A 22,157-nucleotide genomic window follows, 5' to 3' on the forward strand; every position below is an offset into this window, starting at 1 on the left:
AGGCAATCTACGCCATCACAAGTGTTTGCCACAGTTATTGGACTGCGCCGAATGCCCAGTAAAAACCGGCAAATGGTCGGACTTCGATGAGTGCTGGGCGGCTAGCCGGTGTTGCCGATGAGTTCGACGCCGTTGCCGTTCCAGCGGAACTTCACCACGCTCTGCAGGCCGAGCGGGTTGAGGTACACCAGCGCGACGGTGTCACCGGTGCTCTGCGTGGTGTCGACGGCGTTGAAGCCGAACGTGTCGGGCACCCCGGTGGGGATGTACTTGCCGAGGTGGAACATCACCGCGCGGGTGGTGGGGTTTTGGGCATTCGTGTTCGCCTTGACGATCACCGCGGAAAGCTGCGCGCACTCGTTGAAGTTCCCGGCGATCGGCTCGGGGTTCCAGCCCTGACCGCTACGTGGGTCGCGCGGCAGCTCGGAGACCGCTTGGGCGATCGCGAGGGCGGCCAGATCGACCGCACACGGGTCCGGCGGCGGGGGAGCAGCAGGCGCTGACGACGACGGCGGCGGGGCCGCTGAGCTGGACGGCGGCGGTGCCGCCGAGGTGGCCGACGAGGTCTGCGAGGGCTGCGGAGTCTTGGCCACCGTCGAGTCGCCGGAGCCGCAGCCGGCCAGCGCCGCGGCCAGCGACAGGGTCGCCGTAGCTACCGTCAACCGATGCCACACATCCGCCGACGGTACCGGCCTGCGCTGCCAGAAGCGGGTTACGGCGCGCTCGGGCATTAGACTGCAGGTCAATGACACTCCCGGAAGACGCCGGACCCGACGCCGCCGTTAGCTCCCCACAGACCTTCGCCGACCTGCAGATTCACCCCGCTGTCCTGCAGGCCGTCTCCGACGTCGGCTATGAGACGCCCTCGGCCATCCAGGCGGCCACCATCCCTGCGCTGCTGGCCGGCTCCGACGTCGTCGGTTTGGCGCAGACCGGAACCGGCAAGACGGCGGCGTTCGCCATCCCGATCCTGTCCAAGATCGACCCGACCAGCCGCGTCACCCAGGCGCTGGTGCTGGCCCCGACGCGTGAGCTGGCCCTGCAGGTCGCGGAGGCGTTCAGCCGCTACGGCGCGCACCGGAACATCAACGTGCTGCCGATCTACGGCGGCTCCTCCTACGTCCCGCAGCTGGCCGGCCTCAAGCGCGGCGCGCAGGTCGTCGTCGGAACGCCCGGGCGCGTCATCGACCACCTCGAGAAGGGCAGCCTGGACCTGTCGCACCTGGACTACCTGGTGCTCGACGAGGCCGACGAGATGCTGCAGATGGGTTTCGCCGAGGACGTCGAGCGGATCCTGGCCGATACCCCGGAGTACAAGCAGGTCGCCTTGTTCTCGGCGACCATGCCGCCGGCGATCCGCAAGATCACCTCCAAATATCTGCACGACGCGGTCACGGTCGCGGTCAAGTCCAAGACCGCCACGGCCGAGAACATCACCCAGCGCTACATCCAGGTGGCCGGGAACCGCAAGATGGATGCGTTGACCCGGGTGCTCGAGGTGGAGCCCTTCGAGGCGATGATCGTGTTCGTCCGGACCAAGCAGGCCACCGAGGAGGTCGCCGAGAAGCTGCGAGCCCGCGGGTTCGCCGCCTCAGCCATCAACGGCGACATCCCGCAGGCGCTTCGCGAGCGGACCATCGCCGCGCTCAAGAGCGGATCGATCGACATCCTGGTGGCCACCGACGTCGCGGCCAGAGGCCTTGACGTCGAACGCATTTCGCATGTGCTGAACTACGACATCCCGCACGATCCGGAGTCGTATGTGCACCGGATCGGGCGCACCGGGCGGGCCGGGCGATCCGGTACTGCGCTGCTGTTCGTCTCGCCGCGGGAACGCCACCTGCTGAAGTCGATCGAGAAGGTCACCCGCCAGCCGGTTACCGAAGACCAGTTGCCCAGCGTCGACGACGTCAACGCCCAGCGGGTCGCGAAGTTCCAGGACTCGATCACCGAGGCACTCAACGCGCCCGGCTTCGACATGTTCCGCCGGCTGATCGAGGACTACGAGCGCGACCACGACGTGCCGATGGCCGACATCGCCGCGGCGCTGGCCTTGCAGTCGCGCGACGGCGCGGAGTTCCTGATGACCGAGCCGCCGCCGGAGAAGCGCAAGGAACGCCCGGAGCGCGAGGAGCGCGAACGCGCCCCGCGCCGGACCCGCGACGACCTGGCCACCTACCGCATCGAGGTGGGCAAGCGGCACAAGGTCGGTCCCGGCTCGATCGTGGGTGCGATCGCCAACGAGGGCGGTCTGCATCGCAGCGACTTCGGCCACATCACCATCAAGGTCGATCACTCGTTGGTGGAGCTACCCGCAAATCTCTCCAAGGCGACACTGAAAGCCCTTGAGAACACTCGGATCTCGGGTGTGCTGATCGATTTGAAGCCTGATCGCGGCAGGCCGTCCTACGACTCGCGTCCCTCCGGCGGGAAGCCCCGGCGCAAGAACCAATGACCGCGTCCCGCGAGGTCGACCAGGGCGGACTCGAGGCGGTCTCCACGGTGGACAGGGTGGCCTCGCTCACCGGTGTGCGCGCGGTTGCCGCACTGCTGGTGCTGGGCACCCACGCGGCCTACACCACCGGCAAGTACACCCACGGCTTTGTGGGCCTGGTGTATTCGCGGATGGAGATCGGTGTGCCGATCTTCTTCGTGCTGTCCGGTTTCTTGCTGTTCGGCCCGTGGGTGCGGGCCGCCGCCGACGGGACCGACTCGCCGTCGGTGGGGCGCTACGCCTGGCACCGGGTGCGGCGGATCATGCCCGCCTATGCCGTCACCGTTGTGGTGGCGTTCCTGATCTACCACTTCCGCTCGGCCGGGCCCAATCCCGGGCACAACTGGATGGGGCTGTTCCGCAACCTGACGCTGACCCAGATCTACACCGACAACTACATGTTCTCCTATCTGCACCAAGGACTTACGCAGATGTGGAGCCTCGCGGTGGAGGTGGCGTTCTATGTGGCGCTGCCGATCCTGGCCTACCTGTTGCTGGCGGTGCTGTGCCGACGGCGGTGGCGGCCGTGGTTGCTGCTGACCGGTTTGGCCGCGCTGGCGTTGGTCAGCCCGGCGTGGATGGTACTGGTGCATACGACGCACTTCCTGCCCGATGGTGCCCGGCTGTGGCTGCCGGGCTATCTGGCCTGGTTCGTGGGCGGCATGCTGCTTGCGGTGTTGGGGGTCATAGGGATTCGCACGTACGGCTTCGTGGCGGTGCCGCTGGCGGTGATCTGCTACCTGATCGTCTCGACACCGATCGCCGGTGAGGCGACGACCTCGCCGACCGGGCTGGCCGAGGCGTTGGCGAAGACCGGGTTCTATGCCGTGATCGCGACGCTGGTGGTCGCGCCGCTGGCGCTGGGCAACCGGGGTTGGTATGCGCGGGTGCTGGCCACCCGGCCGATGGTGTGGCTGGGCGAGATCTCCTACGAGATCTTCCTGGTGCACCTGATCGTGATGGAGATCGCGATGGTCAACGTGTTGCACTGGCCGGTCTACACCGGTTCGGCGCCGGTGTTGTTCGTCGTGACGCTGGTCCTTACGATCCCGGTGGCGTGGCTGCTGCACCGGTTCACCCGGGTGCGCACCTAGCCGGCAGCGGCCGGCGGTCGTATCCGGGCGACAAAGCGCCGCGCCAACTGGATCGCCATCACAGCTGTCATCACCGCCGGAATGGCAACCACCAGTGTCGGTCCGCCTAAGTGGATCCCGACGATCACGACGACTGCCCAGAGCGTGGCGGCGACTGCGGAGCTGATCACGAATGGGCCGAAGGGGTGGCGTGCAGTGCCCAGAAGTGCAGGCACAAAGCCTCTGGCCGGCGGCACCCAGCGCTGCGCCACGAGCGCGCCCAGCACCCCGCGACGTTGCACTCGGCGGTGCGCACCATGCACATGCTTACGCGAACGGCGGACGAATTTGTTTCCCAACAGTTTTGGACCCAGGTTCCGCCCGAGGAGATAGGCGAGGACATCGCCGAGCACAGCTCCGCCGACCGTGACGGCAAGCATCGCCGGGATTGACAAGTGCCCGTCTGCGGGGAGAAGCAGCACGGCCATCAGCACTGGTTCGGCCGCAACCACCACGGAGACAACCGGAACCGAGGAGCCGACAACGACCGCGAGCAGAATCAGGTAGAACAGCGGCCCGCTGGGAAGCTGGGGGAGATGGTCTAGTGGGAACATCCGACGCTTACCCGTAGTAGCCGAACCGCATGGGGTGACAGTGATTTCGCTTCCAGCGTGCCCGTCACTGTCTCGCTTGTGTGAGCCCACAGGTCACGCGCGGTGTAACACGGTGCGGCCGGCAGTCCTACGTCGTCCGTCGTCGCCGAGAGGTCGGCGATGGCATCGGCGGCGTTGAACAACGCGACGGTCACCGATCCATCGGCCATCGGTTTGGCCCAGATACGTCGATCGTCTCCGATCGCATGGGCCCGAATGAACAGCGGATCCTGGTCGACGGCGATCACCTCGCGGTTACTCAGGATCGACAGCGTGGTCGTCGACATCGACCGCAGATCGTTCCCGGCGATGAGCGGTGCGGCCAGCATCGCCCACAGGGAGAAATGACTGCGCTGCTCGTCGTCGGTCAGGCTGGGCTGGGCGGTCGCGATCCACTGCACGCTCCGCGGGTTGGCAAGTACCGGCGCGAACTGGGCGAGTTGTTCAGGAGTCGCCAGACGGGACTGAACGGCTTGGCTCAACAGATCTGCATGGTTGAGGAAGAACTCGCTCCAGCTCAGTCCGACCACCAGCATGTCCGGATCGCCACGATAGCCGCCTCTGGCGGGAGCCGTTGCTGCGCTTTGGAATTGATCGGGAATACCCTTGAAGATGCCGCTGGCGAAGGGGTCGTCCGGACCCTGCGGTGGGAGTGCATTTCGCCACACCGGCACCAGGTCCCCGGACGTGCGCACCAAGTCGGCGATGCCCCACCAGTCCAGTCGGCCGCCGGCAGTGGGATCGTCGGAGCTGTTGGGGTTGATGCTGTAGATGATGTGTCGTCCGCTGTCTCTGAGCGCCTCGCCCATCGCGGCGAACACCCGGACCTGCTCGTCGTGGTCGGCCTCCTCGCGGCACCAGTCGTATTTGAGGTAGTCGATCCCCCAGCTCGCGAACGTTGCGGCATCACGCTTTTCGTGACCCACGCTGCCGATTCGTGGATCCTGTCCGCAGGTCTGGTTGAAGGGACTGTTGTACAGGCCGAACTTGAGCCCCCGGGCGTGTGCATAGTCCACCAGCGGCTTGACGCCGTTCGGGAAGCGGAACGGATCGGCGATCAGGTCACCTTCCGGCGTTCGAAACGGGGCGGCCCAGCCGGCATCGAGGTTGATGTACTGGTACCCGGCGTCACGCATACCTGAAGACACCATGGCATCGATGGTGTGTCGCACCGTGTGCTCATTGAGCTCCATGCCGGAGTTCCACGAGTTCCACCCCATCGGGGGAGGCATCGGCGGCGCGATACGGATGGCGGTGGTGGTGGTGGTCGGCGCGCATGCCGCGAGGACGGCGGCTGACGCGGCACTGACCATGAGCAGTAGGCGGCGCAACTTCGATCTCCTGTATTCGATGACGGGAAGCCTGGTGACGGTTCCGGCGATGCCGCCGACTGCCAGACCGTTCCCGACAGCGCTGTCGGAGAAGGTCTCCGCGGAATAGACGTCCGGTGTTCCTGCTATTCCGGAGATGCTGGATGTGCGGCGTGACGCCAGGCCAACGGGTTCAGCGACCGATAAGGGTCGTCAGCGCGGATCTTCAGCAGATCGGAAAGTACCGTCTCGAGCGCAGTCTGCGTCGTCTGCTTGACGGTCGCAACCCAGTCGTCGTCGGACACGCCTGCCGGCTTGGCGGTGTCGACGGGCGCGCCGAAGCGTAGGTACATCCGTTGCGGGCGGGGGATGAGGGTGGGACCGATCCCGCGTATCAGCGGCATCGCCGTATCCACACGGCCGGTGAGCTTTTCGCTCGCTGCCAGACTCAGCCGACCCCATCTGCTGTCGCGAGAAAGCAAGCTGTGGTACATCTCGTCGCTGCCGACGAGACCCACGGGCACGATGGGATAGTCGCCGGCGATGGCCACCCGTGCGAAGCCGGAGCGCCCCCGCCAGTTGAAGGTGTTCTCCTCGCCCTTGAACTTGGCGATCTCACGCCCGCCGCCCGGGAACACCAGGATGGTCTGGTCCTGTCGCATCAACTCCAGCGCGTTCTCGGGTGAGCCGACGACGGCGCCGTAGGCGGCGGCCACGTCTCCGAACAGCCCGCGGATACTGCCTATGCCCCGTTCGGCCAGTGGGCGTACCTGGGTTCCGATGGCGCGGCGGACGAAATGCGAGATCAGAACCACCTCCATACCGCCCTGGGTGTGATTGCCCACCAGCAGGCAGCGACCGTCGTTCGGCAGGTTTTCAGTGCCTTCGACGTAGGGATTGAGGAGATCGACGGTGGGGCCGACGGCATCGCTGAGTGACCCGAGCGCCTGCCGGAGCGCTCGCACGCGCGGCGGCTGTTCGGTGATTCGCGTCGGACTGGTTGGGTTGGTCATGATTCGCGCTTTCCGGCTCGTGAGTAGACGACGCCCACGGGTGGGGGAATGAAGCGCGGGCCTGGCGGTGGTGGAAGGAACTCGGTCTGCATATCCGGATCGGCGGCCTCGCCGAGCTCGACGAACGCGGAACGGGAGTACGCGCGCAGTCCGCTGATGAAGCCGTCGTGCATGACCGGCCACACCGACGGGCGCGGCATGAGCGCCAGGGCCGCCGGCGCCATCACCAGTGAGGTGAGGATCATCTGCAGTGGTGAGCCGCGTTCCAGGTCGATGACCAGAAAGCGGTCTGCGACACGGGTGGCCTCGGCAATCGCCTGCCTGGCCGTGTCGGGCGGCAGGTGGTGGAAAGCAAGTGCGAACACCACCAGGTCGTAGGAGCCGTCCTCGGCGTCGATGGCGGTGGCGTCAACGACCTGGGTTCGTGCCCGTGGATGTGAGCCGAGGGGGCCGGCAGCGATGTTGCTCACCGACTTCGGGTCGACATCGCTGACGGTGACGGTCGCGGTGGGGTGGAGCTCCAGGATCTGCTCGGAGAGCCTGCCGTGACCTGCGCCGATCTCAAGGATCCGTGGGTTGGCGATATCGCCGATCACGTCCAGCGCCAGTCTGGCATGTTGCTCGTGTTGACCACTGCGGGCGCCGATGGCATCCAGGCCCGTGATGACGCGCTGTTTGAGCTCAGCTGGCACGTCATCGCGATCGGTGTACTCCAGGGCGTCGGTCTGCAGTCGTCGATCAAGCCAGCCGGCGTCGGTGCCGCCCCGCGGCATCGACGCCACCGCCGAGGGGAATCTGCGCGTGTCGGTCATGCTCACTCCTGATCTCCGTGAACTCTTCTTCACCAATCTAACGAACGAATCAGTTCGTTTGGTTATGATTTCCCTATGAGAACTGCCATCGAGCTGCGCGGCGAGATCCTGGCGGCCGCCCGCGCCGAGTTCGCGATGTACGGGTTGGCCGGCGCCCGGATCGATCGAATCGCCAGCGCCGCAAGTGCCAGCAAGGAGCGTCTCTATGCGCATTTCGGAGACAAGGAGTCGTTGTTTCGTCTGGTGGTGGCCACCGATGGGGCCGAGTTCTTCACCAAGGTGACCTTGCGATCGGACGCGGTTCCCGAATTCGCGGGTGAGATCTACGACCTTGCCCGCGAGCACCCCGAGCATTTGCGCATGATCACCTGGGCCCGGTTGGAGGGCGTATGGCTGGATGAGCCCAGTTCCAGCGGTTTCGACATTCCCGGACGTGAAGTGCGCGCAATCGAGGTCGCTCAGGCCGCTGGTCATGTGGATCCCCGTTGGGAGCCAATGGAATTGCTGGTCATCCTCTTCGGCATTGGCATGGCGTGGGCGCATGGGCCGCTGCAGGATGAAACACAGGACGACGCGGTCGTTGCGGCTCGCCGCGCTGCCGCCGTCGAGGCCGCCACCAGGATCGTCACACCCAGCGGCAGTGGGTCGACATAGCAATAGCGCCGGGAAGCGTTGCCGGACTCCACAGTTCGCGACTGAGCTACACAGAGCTCACGCACAGTTTCATTCGGGAAGGTGGGTATACCTCCCGGATTCTGAACCAAACCCCATCGACGAAAGGTGACAACGTGCCGGACAAGACCGAAGATTCAGTGGGCTCCTCAACGGCGGGCGGCCGAATCGAGCGGCTCGAGCGCTGGATACTCGAACTCGCCAGACGGTGGGAATATGTCCGGCCGATCTACAAGCCCTACGTGGAGGGGCTGGAGAACCTACCCGCCGACGGACGATTCCTGTTGGTGGGCAACCACACTGCCTTCGCATCGACAGAGATCCTGCTGGTTCCCTACGAGGTGTACCGACAGATCGGCCACAAGGTGCGCCCGCTGACGGACCGGCATTTCGGACGAATGAAGGGCCTGCAAGCCGATGTGCTCGAGGCCGCCGGCGCGATCATTGGCACGCCGGACGGGACTCGTGAGCTCATGCGCGCCAATGAGCCGATCCTGGTATTCCCCGGCGGCGCACGCGAAATCAGCAAGGGCAAGGACGAGCTGTACACCTTGTTGTGGGGTGACCGCGCGGGCTTCGCCCGGCTCGCCGTGGAAAACAACTACCCGATCGTCACTGCCGCGGTAGTCGGTGGTGACGACGTCTACAAGATCCTCACCTCCAGGCACGGATGGTGGGGCCGGCTGAACAAGGCGGTGGCCGAGCTGACCGGCGCACGCCAGGATATGACCATCCAGTTGATGCGCGGAATCGGACCGACGCTGGTGCCCCGGCCGCAGCGCCTCTACGCGCGGTTCTCTCAGCCCATCGAGACGACGATGCCCGACGGGGCCTCAGAGGAGGATTGGGTGGCCAAGGTCCGGGACATGGCCAAGTCGTCTCTGGAGGCGGATCTGGCTGATTTGCAGAAGATTCGGAGCACCGACCCGTTCCGGCACCTTGCCCCATGGGCCTGGCCGTCGGCGGTCATGCCACCGGCCGGGTAGCCGGTCGGCGACTTCAGCCGTCGGCGTGGGTTTCGCTGGGGCACACCAGCGGAACGACGAAATCCTCGAGCATGGCGCACTCGTCGGCGGGGTCGTGGCCGGGGAAGATCAGCAGTGAGGTGAGCACCCGGACCAGCCAGCGGGCACGCCGATGGACGACGTCGGGATCGTCGGGCCCCAGCGAGAGCAGAAACGCCGAACTGAGCGCCTGGATGACCTCGGATTGCTCGGCCATCTCCGCGCCGATGGGCGAGTCGTTGGTGGCGAACCACGAAGACAGGGCCGGACTTTCACGGACCAGCCGCATCGAGGTGGTCAGGCCCGCCAGCAGCCGCTCTCGCGGGTCGACTATCCCGTCGATCAGCTCGCTGATCTGTTGGTAGAGCCGGTAGGCCTCGCGGTGCACGTAGGCGGTGTGCAGTGCCTCCCGGTTCTCGAAGTACCGGTACAGCGTCGCCCTGGAACATCCTGCGGCGCGGGCGATCTCGTTCATGCCGACTGCCGAGACGTCGGCTTCGGCGAACAGCTCGCCGGCAGCGTCGAGAATGCGGTCGGTGGCGACCTCGGCGCGACGGGAGGCCAGCCAGTCCCTGCCGGCCATCAGGGGGCCGCCCGGAACGGGACCGACAGCGGGCGGCGCACGTAGCTGCCGCCGGCCCACACCACGCCGTCGGTGTCGATCTGGTAGTCCGGGCAGCGGGCCAGCAGTTCGGTCAGGGCCACACGGGCCTGCATGCGCGCGGCCGCCGCACCCAGGCAATGGTGAGCGCCGTGGCTGAACGTCAGGATGTTGCGCGGCCGGCGTTGCACGTCGAGTTCGCCTGCGTCGTCGCCGTATTGGCGCTCGTCGCGGTTGGCCGAGCCGTACAGCAGCAGCACCTTGCGGCCGGCGGCGATGGTCCTGCCGTGCAGTTCGACGTCGCGGGTGAGCGTGCGGGCCAGGCCCTGCACCGGGGAGGTCAGTCGCAGGAACTCCTCGACGGCGTCGGCGATGAGGTCGGGGTGCTCGACGAGCAGCCGGCGCTGGTCGGGCCGTTGGTGCAGGAGCTGAACGGCGCCGCCGAGCAGCCCGGTGGTGGTGTCGTTGCCGCCGGTGACCATCGTGAAAGTGAAGGCCAGCACCGACAGGGTGCCGGCGATGTCGCCGTCGGCGCCCACGCCGGCGGCCACCAGATGCGAGACCGTGTCGTCGCCGGGATCGCGCCTGCGCCGGTCGATCAGCTCGGTGAAGTAGCCCATCATCGAGCCGACGGCGTCGCCGACCGAGCCGAGCGTATCCAGTCCGGCGGCGTTGGCTGCCACGATGGCCTCGGTCCAGCCGTCGAACTGGTCGCGATCCTCTTCGGGAACGCCGAGGTAGTGCGCGACGACCATCGACGGCAGCGGTTTGAACAAGTCAGCGACGATGTCACCGCTGCCCGCCGCGCGCAGCCGCTCGATGCGGTCGACGACGAACTGCCGCACCGCGGGTTCGACGGCCTCTACCTGCCGGGGGGTGAACCCGCGCGACACCAGCTTGCGGAACTCGGTGTGCACCGGGGGGTCCTGCATCACCATCGGCGGATTATCTTGCAGTCCAATCAGTTCCAGTTCACCGTAGGTGACGGTGAGGCCCTGTGCCGAGGAGAAGGTCTGGTGGTCGCGGGCCGCCGCCCAGACGTCGTCGTGGCGGGAGAGCACCCAGTAGTCCTGGCCCGGGTTGTGGCCGGCGACGTGGTGCACCGGGTCGTGGTCACGCAGGGCGCGGTACATGGGCCACGGGTCGGCCCAGGTCTGGGCGGTGGCCAGTGCGAAGCGCGCATCCGCCTCGTGAGACACAACAGCGGTCATGTCTTATGATTACGACACCTCGCACGGTGTGTCAAGGCTGGTCGGGTCGCGACAGTAACGCCACGGCGGGAATTCGGCCCGATATCCGCCGTGGCGTTACTGTCGGCGCACGAGATGTTTAGACCACCGCACCCGGGTTCAGGATGTTCTGCGGGTCCAGGGCGGCCTTGATCCGGCGGTTCAGCTCCATCGCCTCGGGGCCGAGTTGTCCTGCCAGCCAAGGCTTTTTCAGCCGCCCCACCCCGTGCTCACCGGTGATGGTGCCGCCCAGTGACACCGCGAGGTCCATGATCTCGCCGAAGGCGAGGTGTGCACGCTGGGTCATCGCCGCGTCGCTGGGGTTGTAGACGATCAGCGGGTGGGTGTTGCCGTCACCGGCATGGGCGATCACCGAGATCGTCAGGTCACGATCGGCCGCGATCTTGGCCACCCCGCTGACCAGTTCGGCCAGTGCGGGCAACGGTACGCCGACATCCTCGAGCAGCAGCGGCCCCTTGGCCTCCACCGCGGGAATGGCGAAGCGGCGGGCGGCAACGAACGCCTCACCCTCGGCCGGGTCGGACGTCGAAAAGCATTCGGTGGCACCGGCTTCGGTGAACACCCGGGCCATGTACTCGGCGTCCTCGGCGCCGGCGGGGCCGCGGTCGTCGGAGGCGGCCACCATCATCGCCGCGGCCGTGCGGTCCAAGCCCATGCGCAGTTTGTCCTCGACAGCGTTGATGGCCACCGAGTCCATGAACTCCAGCATCGAGGGCCTGATTTTGCCGGTGATCGTCACGACGGCGTCGGCGGCGGCCTCCACCGAGTCGAACGTCGCCACCACGGTGCACGCCGGGTGCTGCGGGGGCAGCAGCCGCAAGGTGACCTCGGTGACCACACCCAAAGTGCCCTCGCTGCCGACGAACAACTTGGTCAGCGACAGCCCCGCGACGTCCTTGAGTCTCGGGCCGCCCAGGCGCACGGCGGTGCCGTCGGCCAGCACCACCTGCATGCCCAGCACGTAATCGGTTGTGACGCCGTACTTTACGCAGCACAGGCCGCCAGCGTTGGTGGCGATGTTGCCGCCGATGCTGCAGATCTCATACGACGACGGGTCCGGCGGGTACCACAGCCCGTGCTCGGCGACGGCCTTCTTCACCTCGCCGTTGAGCAGGCCGGGCTGCACCACCGCCGTACGGGTGATCGGGTCGACGGTGATGTCGCGCATCTTCTCCGTCGACAGCACGATGCCGCCGTCGAGCGCGGTGGCGCCACCGGAGAGTCCGGTGCCTGCCCCACGCGGCACCACGGCGATCCGGTGGGCGCTGGCCCAGCGCAGCACCGTCTGCACTTCCTCGGTGCGAGTAGGGCGCACCACGGCCAGCGGCGTCCCGGCGGACGGGTCCGCGGCGCGGTCGTGGCGGTAGGAGGCCAGGATGTCGGGGTCGGTGACGACCACGCCGTCGGGGAGTTCGGCGGCCAGATCCGCCAGTGGGCTAGCCATCAGGCCATCCTAGGTTCGTCCGGCTTGGCGTCGAGTTCGCGCAGCGCAGGCACCCACGGGCAGGTCAGTCCGATCAGGAGGATCGGCACCGCCAGCACCAGGAACGTGACCTTGAGGCCGAATGCGTCGACCAGTGGGCCCGCGAGCATGAAGCCCAGCGGCCCGGCCGCATAGGCCATCGACGTCATCACCCCGACCACCCGCCCGCGCATGTTCGGCGGTGTCCGCGTCTGCATCACCGAGTTGTAGATCGGCCCGATCGGCCCGTACACCAGACCGGTCAGCGCCGCGAAGGACAGGATCACCGGCAGCGGCGGCAGGAACGCGATCACCAGGACCGCCACCCCGAACGTCAGCACCGCGATCAGGACTGTGGTGCGCTTGCTGGCCACCCGGGACAGCACCGTCCAACTCAGCGCGCCGATCAGACCGCCGATGGACAGCGCCATCAGCACCCAGCCCAGCTGCGCCGGCTCGTTGCGGTCGGTGAAGTACTTGGGGAACAGCACGCTTTCCATCGGCAGGTACATCCCGGTGACGGCCAGGTCGATGAGGCCCAGGGTGCGCAGCACCCGGTTGTGCCACACGAACTTCAGCCCTTCGACCATGCCGGACACCACCCCGTCGGGCCGCTTCTCGCGGGCGGGCCGGCCCGCTCCCTCGAGGCGAAGCACGGCCATCGCCAGGATCGACAACCCGAACGCCGCGGCGGTGACCCACATCGTGTCGACCCCGCCCAGGGTGGCGATCAGCAGACCGCCGACACCCGGTCCGGTGATATAGGCCAGGTTGAACACCGCCTCGTAGACGCTGTTGGTGTGGTCCAGCGTCCACCCGGCGCGCTCGGCGGCCTCGGGCAGCATCGACTGCCGCGCCGTCATTCCGGCCGGGTCGAAAAGTGAGCCCAGCGCGGCCAGCCCGGCGAGCACGACCGTGGTCAGCGACCCGATCCCCAGCGTCATCGCCAGCACCGGGATGGCGGCGACCGACGCCGCCGAAAGGGCATCGGAGAGCATCGCGACCCGGCGCCGGCCCAGGAAGTCGACGGCGGTCCCGGCGATCAGGGTGGCGACCAGCAGCGGCAGGGTCGCGGCCCCGGCGACGATCGAGGCGTCGACCGCGCTGCCGGTTCGCTGCAGCACCAGCCACGGGAACGCCACCATCGAGATGCCGTTGGCGCCTGCGGCCAGAAAGGCCGAGGACAGGATCAGAAGCGCGGGGATGCGCTTGGTGCTCACCGGCGAAGCTTAAGCGGGCACAGTAGACGGGTGACCGCGCACGCTCATCCCCGAACCGGAGTGCCGTTCGAGTCCCCCGTTCCGCCCGGGTCGGGCTGGCCCGGGGACCCGGCGGTCCCCGAGACGCCGGTCGCGACGACTCCTCGTCGGGTGGCCGCCCTGGCCGCGAAGGTGGGTGACGTCGGCGAGCTCGACGCGCTGGTCAGCGTGTGCCGGGCCTGCCCGCGCCTGGTGGCCTGGCGCGAGGAGGTGGCGGTGACGAAGCGCCGCTCCTTCGCCCTCGAGCCGTACTGGGGTCGGCCGATCACCGGCTGGGGGTCGACGACGCCGCGGATCGTGGTGCTGGGCCTGGCGCCGGCGGCCCATGGCGGCAACCGCACCGGCCGGGTGTTCACCGGCGACCGCTCGGGCGATCAGCTGTTCGCCGCGTTGCACCGGGCGGAGCTGGTGAACTCGCCGATCAGTGTCGACGCCGCAGACGGCTTGGGCACCAAGGACATTCGTGTGCTGGCCGCGGTGCGCTGCGCGCCGCCGGGGAATGCGCCCAGCCCGCAGGAACGCACCACGTGCCAGCCGTGGCTGGACGCCGAGTGGCGACTGGTCGCGCCGTCGGTCCGTGTCGTGGTGGCTCTCGGTGGGTTCGCGTGGCAGGCGGCGCTGCGACTGCTGGCCGACGACCTGCCCGGCGCGGCCAAGCCGAAGTTCGGCCACGGCGCAGTTGCGGAGCTGTCGTCGGGCCTGCAGCTGATCGGGTGCTATCACCCCAGCCAGCAGAACATGTTCACCGGTCGGCTCACACCGGCGATGCTCGACGACGTGCTCACCGACGCCCGCCACAGAGCGGGTCTGGCCGGCGGGGAAGCACCTCGCCAACCGAGGTGTTGAGGTAACTATGCGGCTTTCTGTTCTCGACCTTGTTCCCGTGCGCACCGATCAGAGCACCACCGATGCGCTGGCGGCCACGGTGCGGCTGGCGCAGACCGCCGACCGGCTCGGCTTCACCCGGTTCTGGCTGGCCGAGCATCACAACATGCCGGCGGTCGCGGCGACGAGCCCGCCGGTGCTGATCGCCTACCTGGCCGCGCAGACCACGCAGTTGCGGCTGGGCTCGGGCGGGGTGATGCTGCCCAACCACGCGCCGCTGGCAGTCGCCGAGCAGTTCGCGCTGCTGGAGGCCGCCGCGCCGGGCCGTATCGACTTGGGCCTTGGGCGGGCGCCGGGCAGTGACCCGGTGACCTCGATCCTGCTGCGCGGCACCCGCGACGATTCCGATGTCGAGAACTTCCCGCAGTATGTCGACGAGGTCGCCGCCCTGATGTCGGCGACGGGGGTCCGGATCCCGATCCGCGGCCAGGACTACATCCTCAAGGCCACCCCGGGTGCGGTCAGCGAGCCGAGGCTGTGGCTGCTCGGCTCGTCGATGTATTCGGCTCGGCTGGCGGCGGCCAAGGGGCTGCCGTATGTGTTCGCCCACCACTTTTCGGGTGCCGGCACCGCGGAGGCGCTGGGGATCTACCGCAGCGAGTTCCGGCCGTCGGCGGTCGCAGCCGAGCCGGTGACGTTCATGACGGTCAACGCGGTGGTCGCGCCGACGAGCGCGGAAGCCGAGGCGCTGCTGTTGCCGAACCTGCAGATGATGGCGCGGTTGCGCACCGGGCAGCCGCTGGGTCCACTCGATCTGGTCGAGGATGCTGCGGCGGTGTCGATGCACCCGCAGGCCGAGGCCGTCATCGCGGCCGGTCGCGCCAAGGCCGTCGTCGGCTCACCGGCCGAGGCGGCCGATCAAATACGTGCGGTGGCCGCGGAGTTCGATGTCGACGAGGTGATGGTCAACCCGGTCGCCTCGGCGCATCGCGGCACCGATCCGGGCACCGCGCCGGACCGCGAGGCGACGCTGGAGCTGCTCGCCAAGGAGCTGTTCTAAGGGCTTTGGCCTCAGCTGTGCCCACATGCCCGCCTACAAGCGACTGTCCGCACCTTCATGCGCCGAGATTGACGTCACGCAGACGTCCACTCGAACTTTTCCTGCGCAGGTTCAATCTCGCCGAGGCCAACCGCACTCGAAACACCGCGGGGGGCGGCACGCGAGTCGCTCATAGGCGGGCACCAACCATGCCGCCTCCGGCGGCGATCAGCTCGTTGTGAGCCGCACGACCGGGATCGGTCGCGTCGTCAGCTTTTGGTAGGCGCTGTAGCGCCCGCCGTTGTCGTCGTCGCAGATCTTCCACAGCCGGGCATAGTCCGGATCCTCCGGCAGCACCACGTGCGCGGTGACGGGCACCCGGCGCGGCCCGAGGTTGATCTCCACGTTCGGCTGGGCCCGCAGGTTGTGATACCAGGCCGGGTTCTTCGGTGCGCCGCCGTTGGAGGCCACGATCAGGTAGTCGCCGCCGTCACGGTAGTAGGCCAGCGAATTCGACCGCGGCTGGCCGGTTTTCGCGCCCACGGTGTGCAGCAGCAGCATCAGCGGGGCGAACGGCAACCGGTGGCCGATCCACCCGCCGCTGCGCTTGTACAGGCCGTCGTGCACCTTGAGGAACTTCAGCATGAACTTGTCGACCGCTGAGGTCATGGGATCAACTCCAGAGCTTCGCGCAGGATTCGGCCGGTGGTCTCGCGATCGGGGTCGCGGCGCAGCAGCATGCCCTTGGCGAAGGACAGCTTGTCGCCGTCGCGCCGCGGAATCACGTGCAGGTGAATGTGGAACACCGTCTGCATCGCCGACTTGCCGTCGTTGATGGCGATGTTGTTGCCGGTGGCGCCCAGCCCCGACACCCGCGTCGCCTGCGCGATGCGCTGGCCCACCGCCAACAGACCGGCCAGTGTCTCGGCCGGGGTGTCGGTCAGGTCGACGGTGTGCCGTTTGGGCACCACCAGGGTGTGGCCGCGGGTGAACGGGCGGATGTCCAGGAAGCCCAGATGGTCGTTGTCCTCGTAGACGCGGATGGCCGGCGCGGTGCCGGCGACGATCTCGCAGAACACACATGACATTCCGCCACCGTAGCGGGTGGCCGGCTCACCGCCAGTCGCGGAAGGCCTCCACCAGCAGGGCGCGGAACTCCGGGTCGAGGTCGTCGGCGCGGATCCGGCCCACCGTCGCCACCGTCGCCCGCAGCTGGGCGAGGTAGCCGCGACAGCCCCGGCAGGTCAGCAGATGCAGACGTACCCGGGCGGCGGTCGCAGCGTCCAGCGAGCCCGAGTAGTAGTCGCTCAGCAGCTCCACGAGTGCTGAGCAGGTCATCAGCGACGGTTTCGGCATCACAAGGGCAGTGTCGGTCGGGGCCCGTTCCGTTACGGCGATACGCTGCCGGGCGTGGACCTCACCGACATCGCGTTCGCCGGCGCCGCGGAGCAGGCCCGCATGCTGGTCGCCGGCACGATCACGGCTCCCGCGCTGCTGGACCTCTACCTCGACCGGATCGCCAGGGTCGACCGCGAGGTCCGCGCCTACCGGGTGGTGCTCGCCGAGCGCGCCCGCAGGGAAGCCGCGGCCGCCCAGCAGCGCCTCGACGCCGGCGAGCGGCTGCCCCTGCTCGGTGTGCCGATCGCGATCAAGGACGACGTCGACGTCGCCGACGAGTTCACCTGTTACGGCAGCAGCGCCCACGGCCTGCCGCCGACCGAGGACGCCGAGGTCGTGCGGCGGCTGCGCGCCGCGGGCGCGGTGATCCTGGGCAAGACTTCGGTTCCGGAGATGATGCTGTGGCCGTTCACCGAGACGGTCGCGTTCGGCTCCACCCACAACCCGTGGGATCTGGCCCGCGCGCCGGGTGGCAGCAGCGGCGGCAGCGGTGCGGCGGTGGCCGCCGGGCTGGCACCGATGGCGCTGGGCTCCGACGGCGCCGGGTCGATCCGCATCCCGTCGACGTGGTGCGGGCTGTTCGGGCTCAAACCGCAGCGCGACCGGGTCCCCATCGACCCGCACACCGACGCCTGGCAGGGCCTGAGCGTCAACGGGCCGATCACCCGCACCGTCGAGGACGCCGCGCTGTTCCTCGATGTGACGAACACCCAGCGCGCCCCGCGCGGCGGGTTCGTGGCCGCGGCGGCGCGCAAACCGAGGAGGCTGCGAATTGCGTTGAGCGCCAGGATCCCTCCGACGATGGTGGGCCGGGTGGGACGGGCTCAGCAGAAGGCGCTCGACGGTGTCGAGGCGCTGCTGCGCGATCTTGGCCACGAGGTCATCTGGCGCGACCCGGACTACCCGGCCTGGGCGGTGTACGGCCACGTGCTGCCCCGGATGTGGCGCGGCATCTACGACGACGTGCAGCAGTTGCCGCATCCGGAACGCCTCGAGCCGCGAACCAGGGCACTGGCCCGCCTCGGCAGTCTGGTCTCCGATCAGCAGATCGCGAAAATCCGCGCTGCCGAAGCGACGCTGGCGGCCCGGGTGGGCTCGATCTTCGACGACGTCGACGTGCTGATCACCCCGGGCACGGCGACCGGCCCGTCGCGCATCGGGCAGTACCAGCACCGCGGCGGGGTCGCAACGCTCGCACTGGTGGCCTCCCGGGTGCCCTTCCATGCGATCTTCAACGCGACCGGCCAGCCCGCTGCCGTGGTCCCGTGGGGCCTTGACGGCGAAGGCATTCCGGTGTCGGTGCAGTTGGTCGGCCGCCCGTCCGACGAGGCCACGCTGCTGTCGCTGAGCCGCCAGATCGAGAAGGCCCGGCCCTGGGCCAACCGGCGGCCGCCGGTGTCATGACCCGGCGATCACCCGCCACGCGGTGAGCTTGTCGGCGTAGCGCATGGTGTGGGCGGGACTCGTCGACGGCAGCCGTACGTAGTCGACGTCGGGTGCGACGCTGACCAGCCTGGCGAAGTTGGCTTCGGCGGCAGCACCGTTGAAGTACACCCGCCCGATACCCGGGTGGGTGGCGAAGAAGGCGGCGAAGTCGTTGGCCACCATGCTGTCCGGCTCCACGGCCGAGTCCAGGCTGCCGACGCGGCGGCAGTGCTTGAGTACATCCCACACCGCGATTGCGTTGCGGCGCAGGGCTGCTGTGCGCTGGTCGTAGGGATCCCCGGCGGTGAAGCCGAACAGCTCGGCGGTGATGGGCCAGAACGCATTTCGCGGGTTGCCGTAATACTGCCCGGCGGCCAGCGACATCGCACTGGGCATGTTGCCGAGCACCAGCACACGGGCTTGGGCGTCGGCGATGGGTGCCAGTCCCACCAGTAGCGGCGATGAAGACATCGCATCCGACCGTATACGTTGGACCGGTGAGCGATGACGGCGACATCGAAGCGTCCGGTCTGCTCGACGGCTTGGCCGGCGACGTCCGCACCGAACGGGCCGAACTGATCCCGTGGCTGCTCGAGCAGGGCATCACCGCTGAGGAGATTCGGGCGTCGTTCGCACCGATGCTGCTGCCGGCGCGGCGCGCACTCGGCGACGACGGCACCTACGTGTCGGCGCGCGAGATCGCCGAGCAGACCGGTCTGGACGTAGACGTGCTGACCCGCTTCCAACGGGCCAGTGGACTGCCGTATGTCGAAGACCCCGACGCCGCGGTGTTCATGCGGCTCGACGGCGCCACTGCCGTGCACATCAAACGGTTCATCGACCGCGGTATCGACCCGGATCTGATGCTGACGGTGGTTCGTGTTCTGGCCGACGGGCTTTCGCACGCCGCCGAGGTCATGCGCACGACCGCGCTGGCCGCCGTCATGCATCCCGGCGCCAGTGAGCTGGAGATCGCCCGCTCGGCGCAGGCGCTGGTGGGGGAGATGGCACCGCTGCTGGGCCCGATGATCCAGGACATGCTGATGCTGCAGCTGCGGCACGCGCTGGAGACCGAGGCGGTCAACGCCAACGAACGGGCGGCCGGTGCGCCGCTGCCGGGTGCCCGGCTGGTGGCGGTGGCCTTCGGCGATCTGGTCGGCTTCACCCGCCTCGGCGAGACCGTGCCACCCGAGGAGCTCGAACAACTGGCCAACAAACTCGCCGACGCGGCCCGTGAGGTGGCGATCCCGCCGGTGCGGTTCATCAAGACCATCGGTGACGCGGTGATGCTGGTGTCCAAGGATGCGACGGCACTGCTGCACGCCATGCTCAGCCTCAGCGACGTCATCGAGGCCGACGAGGATCTGCCGCAACTTCGGGTGGGGATCGCCTACGGACCGGCGGTGAGCCGGGCCGGTGACTGGTTCGGCAGCCCGGTGAACCTGGCCAGCCGGGTGACCTCGGCGGCCCGGCCCGGTTCGGTGCTGCTGGCCGAGGCGGCCCGCGAGCAGATCGGCGACGACGCCGCGTTCACCTGGTCGTTCGCCAAGGCGCGTCGGCTCAAGGGCATCAAGGACGAGGTCAAGCTGTTCCGCGCACGGCGCGCTGGCGGGTAGCTGCGCCGACTGTGGGGGCTATGTACGCCCCCGGGTCGTTTTCCGTACATAGGGCCCACAGTGGACGCCGAGTTCGCTTGCAGTGAAACAGTGGCGCAGCTAGTGCAACACTGTAATCATGTAATTTATGAAGCATCAGCACACACATCGCCGCCCCGGCCGTCCCGGCGGCTGGCAGCAGGCCGATCAACCCGACGCCACCGACGCCGCCGAATGGTTCGCCGGGCGGCTGCCCGACACCTGGTTCGCCGGCGACCCGACCGTGGTCGTCGACCGCGAAGAGATCACCGTCGTCGGCCGGCTGCCCGAGCCCGCCGAGGCACCCGAATCCGAGGCCCGCGCCTCCGGCCGGGCATCACGTTTCCGGGAGGACACCCGCGCCGAACGCATGCGGATCGCTGACCAGGCTCAGGACAAGTACGGCCGCAAGGTGTCTTGGGGTGTCGAGGCCGGCGGCGAGCGAATCCTGTTCACCCACATAGCCGTTCCGGTGATGACCCGGCTCAAGCAACCCGAGCGGCAGGTGCTCGATACCCTCGTCGACGCCGGCGTGGCACGCTCACGCTCGGATGCCCTGGCGTGGAGTGTGCGGCTGGTCGGTGAGCACGCCGAGGAGTGGCTGTCCAAGCTGCGCTCGGCGATGGCCGAGGTCGACGAGCTGCGAGCCGAGGGCCCCGGGCTCTAAGCCTGCGCGTCGGTGGTCTGCAGCGCGCGAATCGCCAGCCACGCTGTGGTGCGGTCGTCGGGATTGGCCATGGACAGGTCCGTGAGTTCCTCGACGCGACGGATTCGACTGGCCAGGGTTTGGCGGTGCACGCCCAGCCGGGTGGCGGTCGCTCCCCAGACGCCGTGCTCGGCCAGATAGATCTCGAGCGTGCGCAGCAGCTCGCCGTGGCGGCCATGCTCGTCTCGAAGTGGGTCGAGGACGGCGGCGATGCGAGCCGTCGAGCCGTCGTCGAGATGGTCGAGCACGTAGCTCACCGTCGCCAGCGACTGGTACCAGACCACGGGGCGCGCATCGACCACCGCGACGTCCAGCGCCTTCGTGGCTTCAGCGGCGGACCGCGCCAGTAGCTGAGTTTTGGCCGGAGAGCCCAGACCGAGGCGAAGGGGCATCCGGCTGTCGGTGCTCAGCTGTTGCACGATCCCGGCCAGGTCCTGCGCGCGATCGTCGCGAATGAACCCCAGCACGTGGGAGTCCAGCTTCGCGAGCACGTGGGCGGCGCCCAGATCGTCTAGCCAGCGGATCGCGAGCGCTTCGGGATCGATGGTTCGTGATCGTGATGCCACGGCAAACGCTGTCAGCGATGTCTCGTGAACGCCCCAGCGTCGCAGCAGTGCGGATGCTTCCTGTCCGCCGCGTAGCAACGTCGTCAGCATCACCTCCCTGCCGAGGCGCTCGGTAGCTGGATTGTCGGCGGTGCGCAACAGCAGATCCAGCAGTGCCGCCGCTTGGGAGGCCAGGTCCCGACTGCGGCTGGTCGGTCCGCGCGCACCGATCACAAGGTAGGCGCTGATGTCCTCGCCCTGCCCGACCGGATGGACCTGAAGGCCGGTGTGGCGTACTCGGACCGGACGGCGCAGCGCAACAGCGACAGCGTCGCGCACGTGCAGGCTGCCCGCGCCCGCAGTGGTGATGACCTCGCCGCGCGCATCGAGTAGCACAGCCCAGCCGTCGATTCGGTGCGCCATCTCGGCGACCACTGCCACCACGCCGCCGCGGCGAGCGACCTGGGTCAGCACTTTGGTCCCGGTCGTGACACGGCGGTCTTCGGCTGCCTGGTCGGCGGCGATCCGGGCCGCGACGGTGAGGAGGGCGAGCTCGACACCGTGGTCCGGTGCGTAGATCGTGGTGATGCCGTTGTCGGCCAGATGCGCTTTGAGATCGGGCCCGGCCGGGGCTCCGGCGACTACCGCAACGCAGGTTGTCAGGTGCGATGCGCGGGCACCGTCGGCCAGTGCTTCGGCAAAGGCGTCGGGGCTGCCGACGACGGTGTTGGCGAAGCCGGGCTGGCTGGCCACCACCAGCTTGTCCAGCGGCACCACATCGTTGACCGTGACGCCGGCGTCGACGTCACCGAGAGCCAGTTCGGATCCGAGGGAGGCCGCGACGGTCCGCACGTCATACGCCATGGCCTGAGTGTACGAAGTGGTGAATCAAGATCTCGAATCCACACATTTTCACAGTGACGAATCGATGATCGGCTCCCTAGCATTCGGTGCGTTCGAGCTACGCCGTCTGCCGCGAGGA

At 68.1% G+C, this 22,157-nt stretch carries 24 protein-coding genes; 10 read left to right on the forward strand and 14 right to left on the reverse strand.

All coding sequences use genetic code 11. From position 1 onward, the window contains the following. Positions 1 to 101 precede the first annotated feature (101 nt). Positions 102 to 731, reverse strand: a complete 630-nt coding sequence (locus tag HBE64_RS05975) for an LppP/LprE family lipoprotein (protein ID WP_167099037.1) — start codon at positions 729 to 731, stop codon at positions 102 to 104. Between the two features lie 14 nt (positions 732 to 745). On the opposite strand from HBE64_RS05975, the gene HBE64_RS05980 reads away from it, so the two are divergent. Continuing rightward, a complete protein-coding gene (locus HBE64_RS05980; protein ID WP_167099040.1) occupies positions 746 to 2,455 on the forward strand; it encodes a DEAD/DEAH box helicase in 1,710 nt (569 codons plus the stop codon). Next, positions 2,452 to 3,588: an acyltransferase gene (locus tag HBE64_RS05985; protein WP_167099043.1), complete on the forward strand. Its 1,137-nt coding sequence runs from the start codon at positions 2,452 to 2,454 to the stop codon at positions 3,586 to 3,588. Before HBE64_RS05980 ends, HBE64_RS05985 begins: the two co-directional genes overlap by 4 nt. Here HBE64_RS05985 and HBE64_RS05990 read toward each other — a convergent pair. Beyond that, positions 3,585 to 4,181 carry a DedA family protein gene (locus tag HBE64_RS05990; protein ID WP_167099046.1) on the reverse strand — a complete coding sequence of 199 codons (597 nt, stop codon included), beginning with the start codon at positions 4,179 to 4,181 and terminating at the stop codon, positions 3,585 to 3,587. The genes HBE64_RS05985 and HBE64_RS05990 overlap by 4 nt on opposite strands. After that, positions 4,169 to 5,392: a glycoside hydrolase family 27 protein gene (locus HBE64_RS05995; RefSeq protein ID WP_243841512.1), complete on the reverse strand. Its 1,224-nt coding sequence runs from the start codon at positions 5,390 to 5,392 to the stop codon at positions 4,169 to 4,171. The genes HBE64_RS05990 and HBE64_RS05995 overlap by 13 nt, the downstream gene beginning before the upstream one ends. Before the next feature lie 10 nt (positions 5,393 to 5,402). Between HBE64_RS05995 and HBE64_RS24610 the strand changes: the two genes are divergently transcribed. Continuing rightward, entirely contained in the window at positions 5,403 to 5,660 is a 258-nt protein-coding gene (locus tag HBE64_RS24610) for a hypothetical protein (protein ID WP_243841513.1), read from the forward strand. A 16-nt stretch (positions 5,661 to 5,676) separates the two neighbouring features. Here HBE64_RS24610 and HBE64_RS06000 read toward each other — a convergent pair whose 3' ends face one another. Together HBE64_RS06000 and HBE64_RS06005 are read right to left on the reverse strand one after the other, a co-directional pair. After that, positions 5,677 to 6,543 carry a lysophospholipid acyltransferase family protein gene (locus HBE64_RS06000; RefSeq protein ID WP_167099052.1) on the reverse strand — a complete coding sequence of 289 codons (867 nt, stop codon included), beginning with the start codon at positions 6,541 to 6,543 and terminating at the stop codon, positions 5,677 to 5,679. Beyond that, positions 6,540 to 7,355 (reverse strand): class I SAM-dependent methyltransferase, encoded by an 816-nt coding sequence (locus HBE64_RS06005; RefSeq protein ID WP_167099055.1) that lies wholly within the window; start codon positions 7,353 to 7,355, stop codon positions 6,540 to 6,542. Before HBE64_RS06005 ends, HBE64_RS06000 begins: the two co-directional genes overlap by 4 nt. Positions 7,356 to 7,430: 75 nt before the next feature. Here HBE64_RS06005 and HBE64_RS06010 point away from each other — a divergent pair, with 75 nt between their 5' ends. Both HBE64_RS06010 and HBE64_RS06015 read left to right on the forward strand, forming a co-directional pair. Then, complete coding sequence (locus HBE64_RS06010; RefSeq protein WP_167099058.1) at positions 7,431 to 8,009, forward strand: TetR/AcrR family transcriptional regulator; 579 nt, start codon at positions 7,431 to 7,433, stop codon at positions 8,007 to 8,009. 134 nt (positions 8,010 to 8,143) lie between these two features. Next, positions 8,144 to 9,013: a lysophospholipid acyltransferase family protein gene (locus HBE64_RS06015; RefSeq protein WP_167099061.1), complete on the forward strand. Its 870-nt coding sequence runs from the start codon at positions 8,144 to 8,146 to the stop codon at positions 9,011 to 9,013. Positions 9,014 to 9,026: 13 nt separating this feature from the next. Here HBE64_RS06015 and HBE64_RS06020 read toward each other — a convergent pair whose 3' ends face one another. The 4 genes from HBE64_RS06020 to HBE64_RS06035 all read right to left on the reverse strand — a co-directional run bounded on the left by HBE64_RS06020 (position 9,027) and on the right by HBE64_RS06035 (position 13,564). Further along, positions 9,027 to 9,614, reverse strand: coding sequence for a TetR/AcrR family transcriptional regulator (locus HBE64_RS06020; protein WP_167099064.1), 588 nt, complete (start codon positions 9,612 to 9,614; stop codon positions 9,027 to 9,029). Beyond that, positions 9,614 to 10,843 (reverse strand): cytochrome P450, encoded by a 1,230-nt coding sequence (locus tag HBE64_RS06025; protein WP_167099067.1) that lies wholly within the window; start codon positions 10,841 to 10,843, stop codon positions 9,614 to 9,616. The genes HBE64_RS06020 and HBE64_RS06025 overlap by 1 nt, the downstream gene beginning before the upstream one ends. A 118-nt stretch (positions 10,844 to 10,961) precedes the next feature. After that, entirely contained in the window at positions 10,962 to 12,326 is a 1,365-nt protein-coding gene (locus HBE64_RS06030; protein ID WP_167099070.1) for an FAD-binding oxidoreductase, read from the reverse strand. Continuing rightward, complete coding sequence (locus HBE64_RS06035) at positions 12,326 to 13,564, reverse strand: MFS transporter (RefSeq protein ID WP_167099073.1); 1,239 nt, start codon at positions 13,562 to 13,564, stop codon at positions 12,326 to 12,328. Before HBE64_RS06035 ends, HBE64_RS06030 begins: the two co-directional genes overlap by 1 nt. 30 nt (positions 13,565 to 13,594) lie before the next feature. Between HBE64_RS06035 and HBE64_RS06040 the strand changes: the two genes are divergently transcribed. Together HBE64_RS06040 and HBE64_RS06045 are read left to right on the forward strand one after the other, a co-directional pair. Then, entirely contained in the window at positions 13,595 to 14,449 is an 855-nt protein-coding gene (locus HBE64_RS06040) for a uracil-DNA glycosylase (protein ID WP_167099076.1), read from the forward strand. 7 nt (positions 14,450 to 14,456) lie between these two features. Beyond that, positions 14,457 to 15,488, forward strand: coding sequence for an LLM class flavin-dependent oxidoreductase (locus HBE64_RS06045; protein WP_167099079.1), 1,032 nt, complete (start codon positions 14,457 to 14,459; stop codon positions 15,486 to 15,488). Between the two features lie 207 nt (positions 15,489 to 15,695). On the opposite strand, the gene HBE64_RS06050 is transcribed toward HBE64_RS06045, so the two are convergent. From HBE64_RS06050 to HBE64_RS06060, 3 genes are read right to left on the reverse strand one after another with little or no spacing between them, the layout of a single operon-like run. Further along, positions 15,696 to 16,136, reverse strand: coding sequence for a nitroreductase family deazaflavin-dependent oxidoreductase (locus HBE64_RS06050; protein ID WP_167099082.1), 441 nt, complete (start codon positions 16,134 to 16,136; stop codon positions 15,696 to 15,698). Beyond that, positions 16,133 to 16,555 (reverse strand): HIT family protein, encoded by a 423-nt coding sequence (locus HBE64_RS06055; protein ID WP_167099085.1) that lies wholly within the window; start codon positions 16,553 to 16,555, stop codon positions 16,133 to 16,135. The genes HBE64_RS06050 and HBE64_RS06055 overlap by 4 nt, the downstream gene beginning before the upstream one ends. Before the next feature lie 25 nt (positions 16,556 to 16,580). Further along, a complete protein-coding gene (locus HBE64_RS06060) occupies positions 16,581 to 16,823 on the reverse strand; it encodes an anti-sigma factor (protein ID WP_167099088.1) in 243 nt (80 codons plus the stop codon). 54 nt (positions 16,824 to 16,877) lie between these two features. Here HBE64_RS06060 and HBE64_RS06065 point away from each other — a divergent pair, with 54 nt between their 5' ends. After that, complete coding sequence (locus HBE64_RS06065) at positions 16,878 to 18,269, forward strand: amidase (protein WP_167099091.1); 1,392 nt, start codon at positions 16,878 to 16,880, stop codon at positions 18,267 to 18,269. Here the strand turns inward: HBE64_RS06065 and HBE64_RS06070 are convergent. Continuing rightward, on the reverse strand, positions 18,264 to 18,761 hold the full coding sequence (locus HBE64_RS06070) for a DNA-deoxyinosine glycosylase (protein WP_167099094.1): 498 nt from the start codon (positions 18,759 to 18,761) through the stop codon (positions 18,264 to 18,266). The two genes, HBE64_RS06065 and HBE64_RS06070, sit on opposite strands and share 6 nt — an antisense overlap. On the opposite strand from HBE64_RS06070, the gene HBE64_RS06075 reads away from it, so the two are divergent. Both HBE64_RS06075 and HBE64_RS06080 read left to right on the forward strand, forming a co-directional pair. After that, a complete protein-coding gene (locus HBE64_RS06075; protein ID WP_167099097.1) occupies positions 18,752 to 19,906 on the forward strand; it encodes an adenylate/guanylate cyclase domain-containing protein in 1,155 nt (384 codons plus the stop codon). The two genes, HBE64_RS06070 and HBE64_RS06075, sit on opposite strands and share 10 nt — an antisense overlap. A 127-nt stretch (positions 19,907 to 20,033) precedes the next feature. After that, complete coding sequence (locus HBE64_RS06080; protein WP_167099100.1) at positions 20,034 to 20,591, forward strand: hypothetical protein; 558 nt, start codon at positions 20,034 to 20,036, stop codon at positions 20,589 to 20,591. Here HBE64_RS06080 and HBE64_RS06085 read toward each other — a convergent pair. Then, a complete protein-coding gene (locus HBE64_RS06085; protein WP_167099103.1) occupies positions 20,588 to 22,039 on the reverse strand; it encodes a CdaR family transcriptional regulator in 1,452 nt (483 codons plus the stop codon). The two genes, HBE64_RS06080 and HBE64_RS06085, sit on opposite strands and share 4 nt — an antisense overlap. Between the last annotated feature and the right edge of the window lie 118 nt (positions 22,040 to 22,157).

Source organism: Mycobacterium sp. DL592 (genome assembly GCF_011694515.1).
GTDB lineage: Bacteria > Actinomycetota > Actinomycetes > Mycobacteriales > Mycobacteriaceae > Mycobacterium.

Coding starts and splice junctions, on each gene's coding strand:
- HBE64_RS06020 (WP_167099064.1), bottom strand. CDS start 9,614: ATGGCCGGCAGGGACTGGCTGGCCTCCCGTCGCGCCGAGGTCGCCACC.
- HBE64_RS05980 (WP_167099040.1), top strand. CDS start 746: ATGACACTCCCGGAAGACGCCGGACCCGACGCCGCCGTTAGCTCCCCA.
- HBE64_RS06075 (WP_167099097.1), top strand. CDS start 18,752: ATGAAGACATCGCATCCGACCGTATACGTTGGACCGGTGAGCGATGAC.
- HBE64_RS06085 (WP_167099103.1), bottom strand. CDS start 22,039: ATGGCGTATGACGTGCGGACCGTCGCGGCCTCCCTCGGATCCGAACTG.
- HBE64_RS06045 (WP_167099079.1), top strand. CDS start 14,457: ATGCGGCTTTCTGTTCTCGACCTTGTTCCCGTGCGCACCGATCAGAGC.
- HBE64_RS06050 (WP_167099082.1), bottom strand. CDS start 16,136: ATGACCTCAGCGGTCGACAAGTTCATGCTGAAGTTCCTCAAGGTGCAC.
- HBE64_RS05975 (WP_167099037.1), bottom strand. CDS start 731: ATGCCCGAGCGCGCCGTAACCCGCTTCTGGCAGCGCAGGCCGGTACCG.
- HBE64_RS05990 (WP_167099046.1), bottom strand. CDS start 4,181: ATGTTCCCACTAGACCATCTCCCCCAGCTTCCCAGCGGGCCGCTGTTC.
- HBE64_RS06025 (WP_167099067.1), bottom strand. CDS start 10,843: ATGACCGCTGTTGTGTCTCACGAGGCGGATGCGCGCTTCGCACTGGCC.
- HBE64_RS06060 (WP_167099088.1), bottom strand. CDS start 16,823: ATGCCGAAACCGTCGCTGATGACCTGCTCAGCACTCGTGGAGCTGCTG.
- HBE64_RS06010 (WP_167099058.1), top strand. CDS start 7,431: ATGAGAACTGCCATCGAGCTGCGCGGCGAGATCCTGGCGGCCGCCCGC.
- HBE64_RS06000 (WP_167099052.1), bottom strand. CDS start 6,543: ATGACCAACCCAACCAGTCCGACGCGAATCACCGAACAGCCGCCGCGC.
- HBE64_RS06080 (WP_167099100.1), top strand. CDS start 20,034: ATGAAGCATCAGCACACACATCGCCGCCCCGGCCGTCCCGGCGGCTGG.
- HBE64_RS06005 (WP_167099055.1), bottom strand. CDS start 7,355: ATGACCGACACGCGCAGATTCCCCTCGGCGGTGGCGTCGATGCCGCGG.
- HBE64_RS06055 (WP_167099085.1), bottom strand. CDS start 16,555: ATGTCATGTGTGTTCTGCGAGATCGTCGCCGGCACCGCGCCGGCCATC.
- HBE64_RS05985 (WP_167099043.1), top strand. CDS start 2,452: ATGACCGCGTCCCGCGAGGTCGACCAGGGCGGACTCGAGGCGGTCTCC.
- HBE64_RS06070 (WP_167099094.1), bottom strand. CDS start 18,761: ATGTCTTCATCGCCGCTACTGGTGGGACTGGCACCCATCGCCGACGCC.
- HBE64_RS06030 (WP_167099070.1), bottom strand. CDS start 12,326: ATGGCTAGCCCACTGGCGGATCTGGCCGCCGAACTCCCCGACGGCGTG.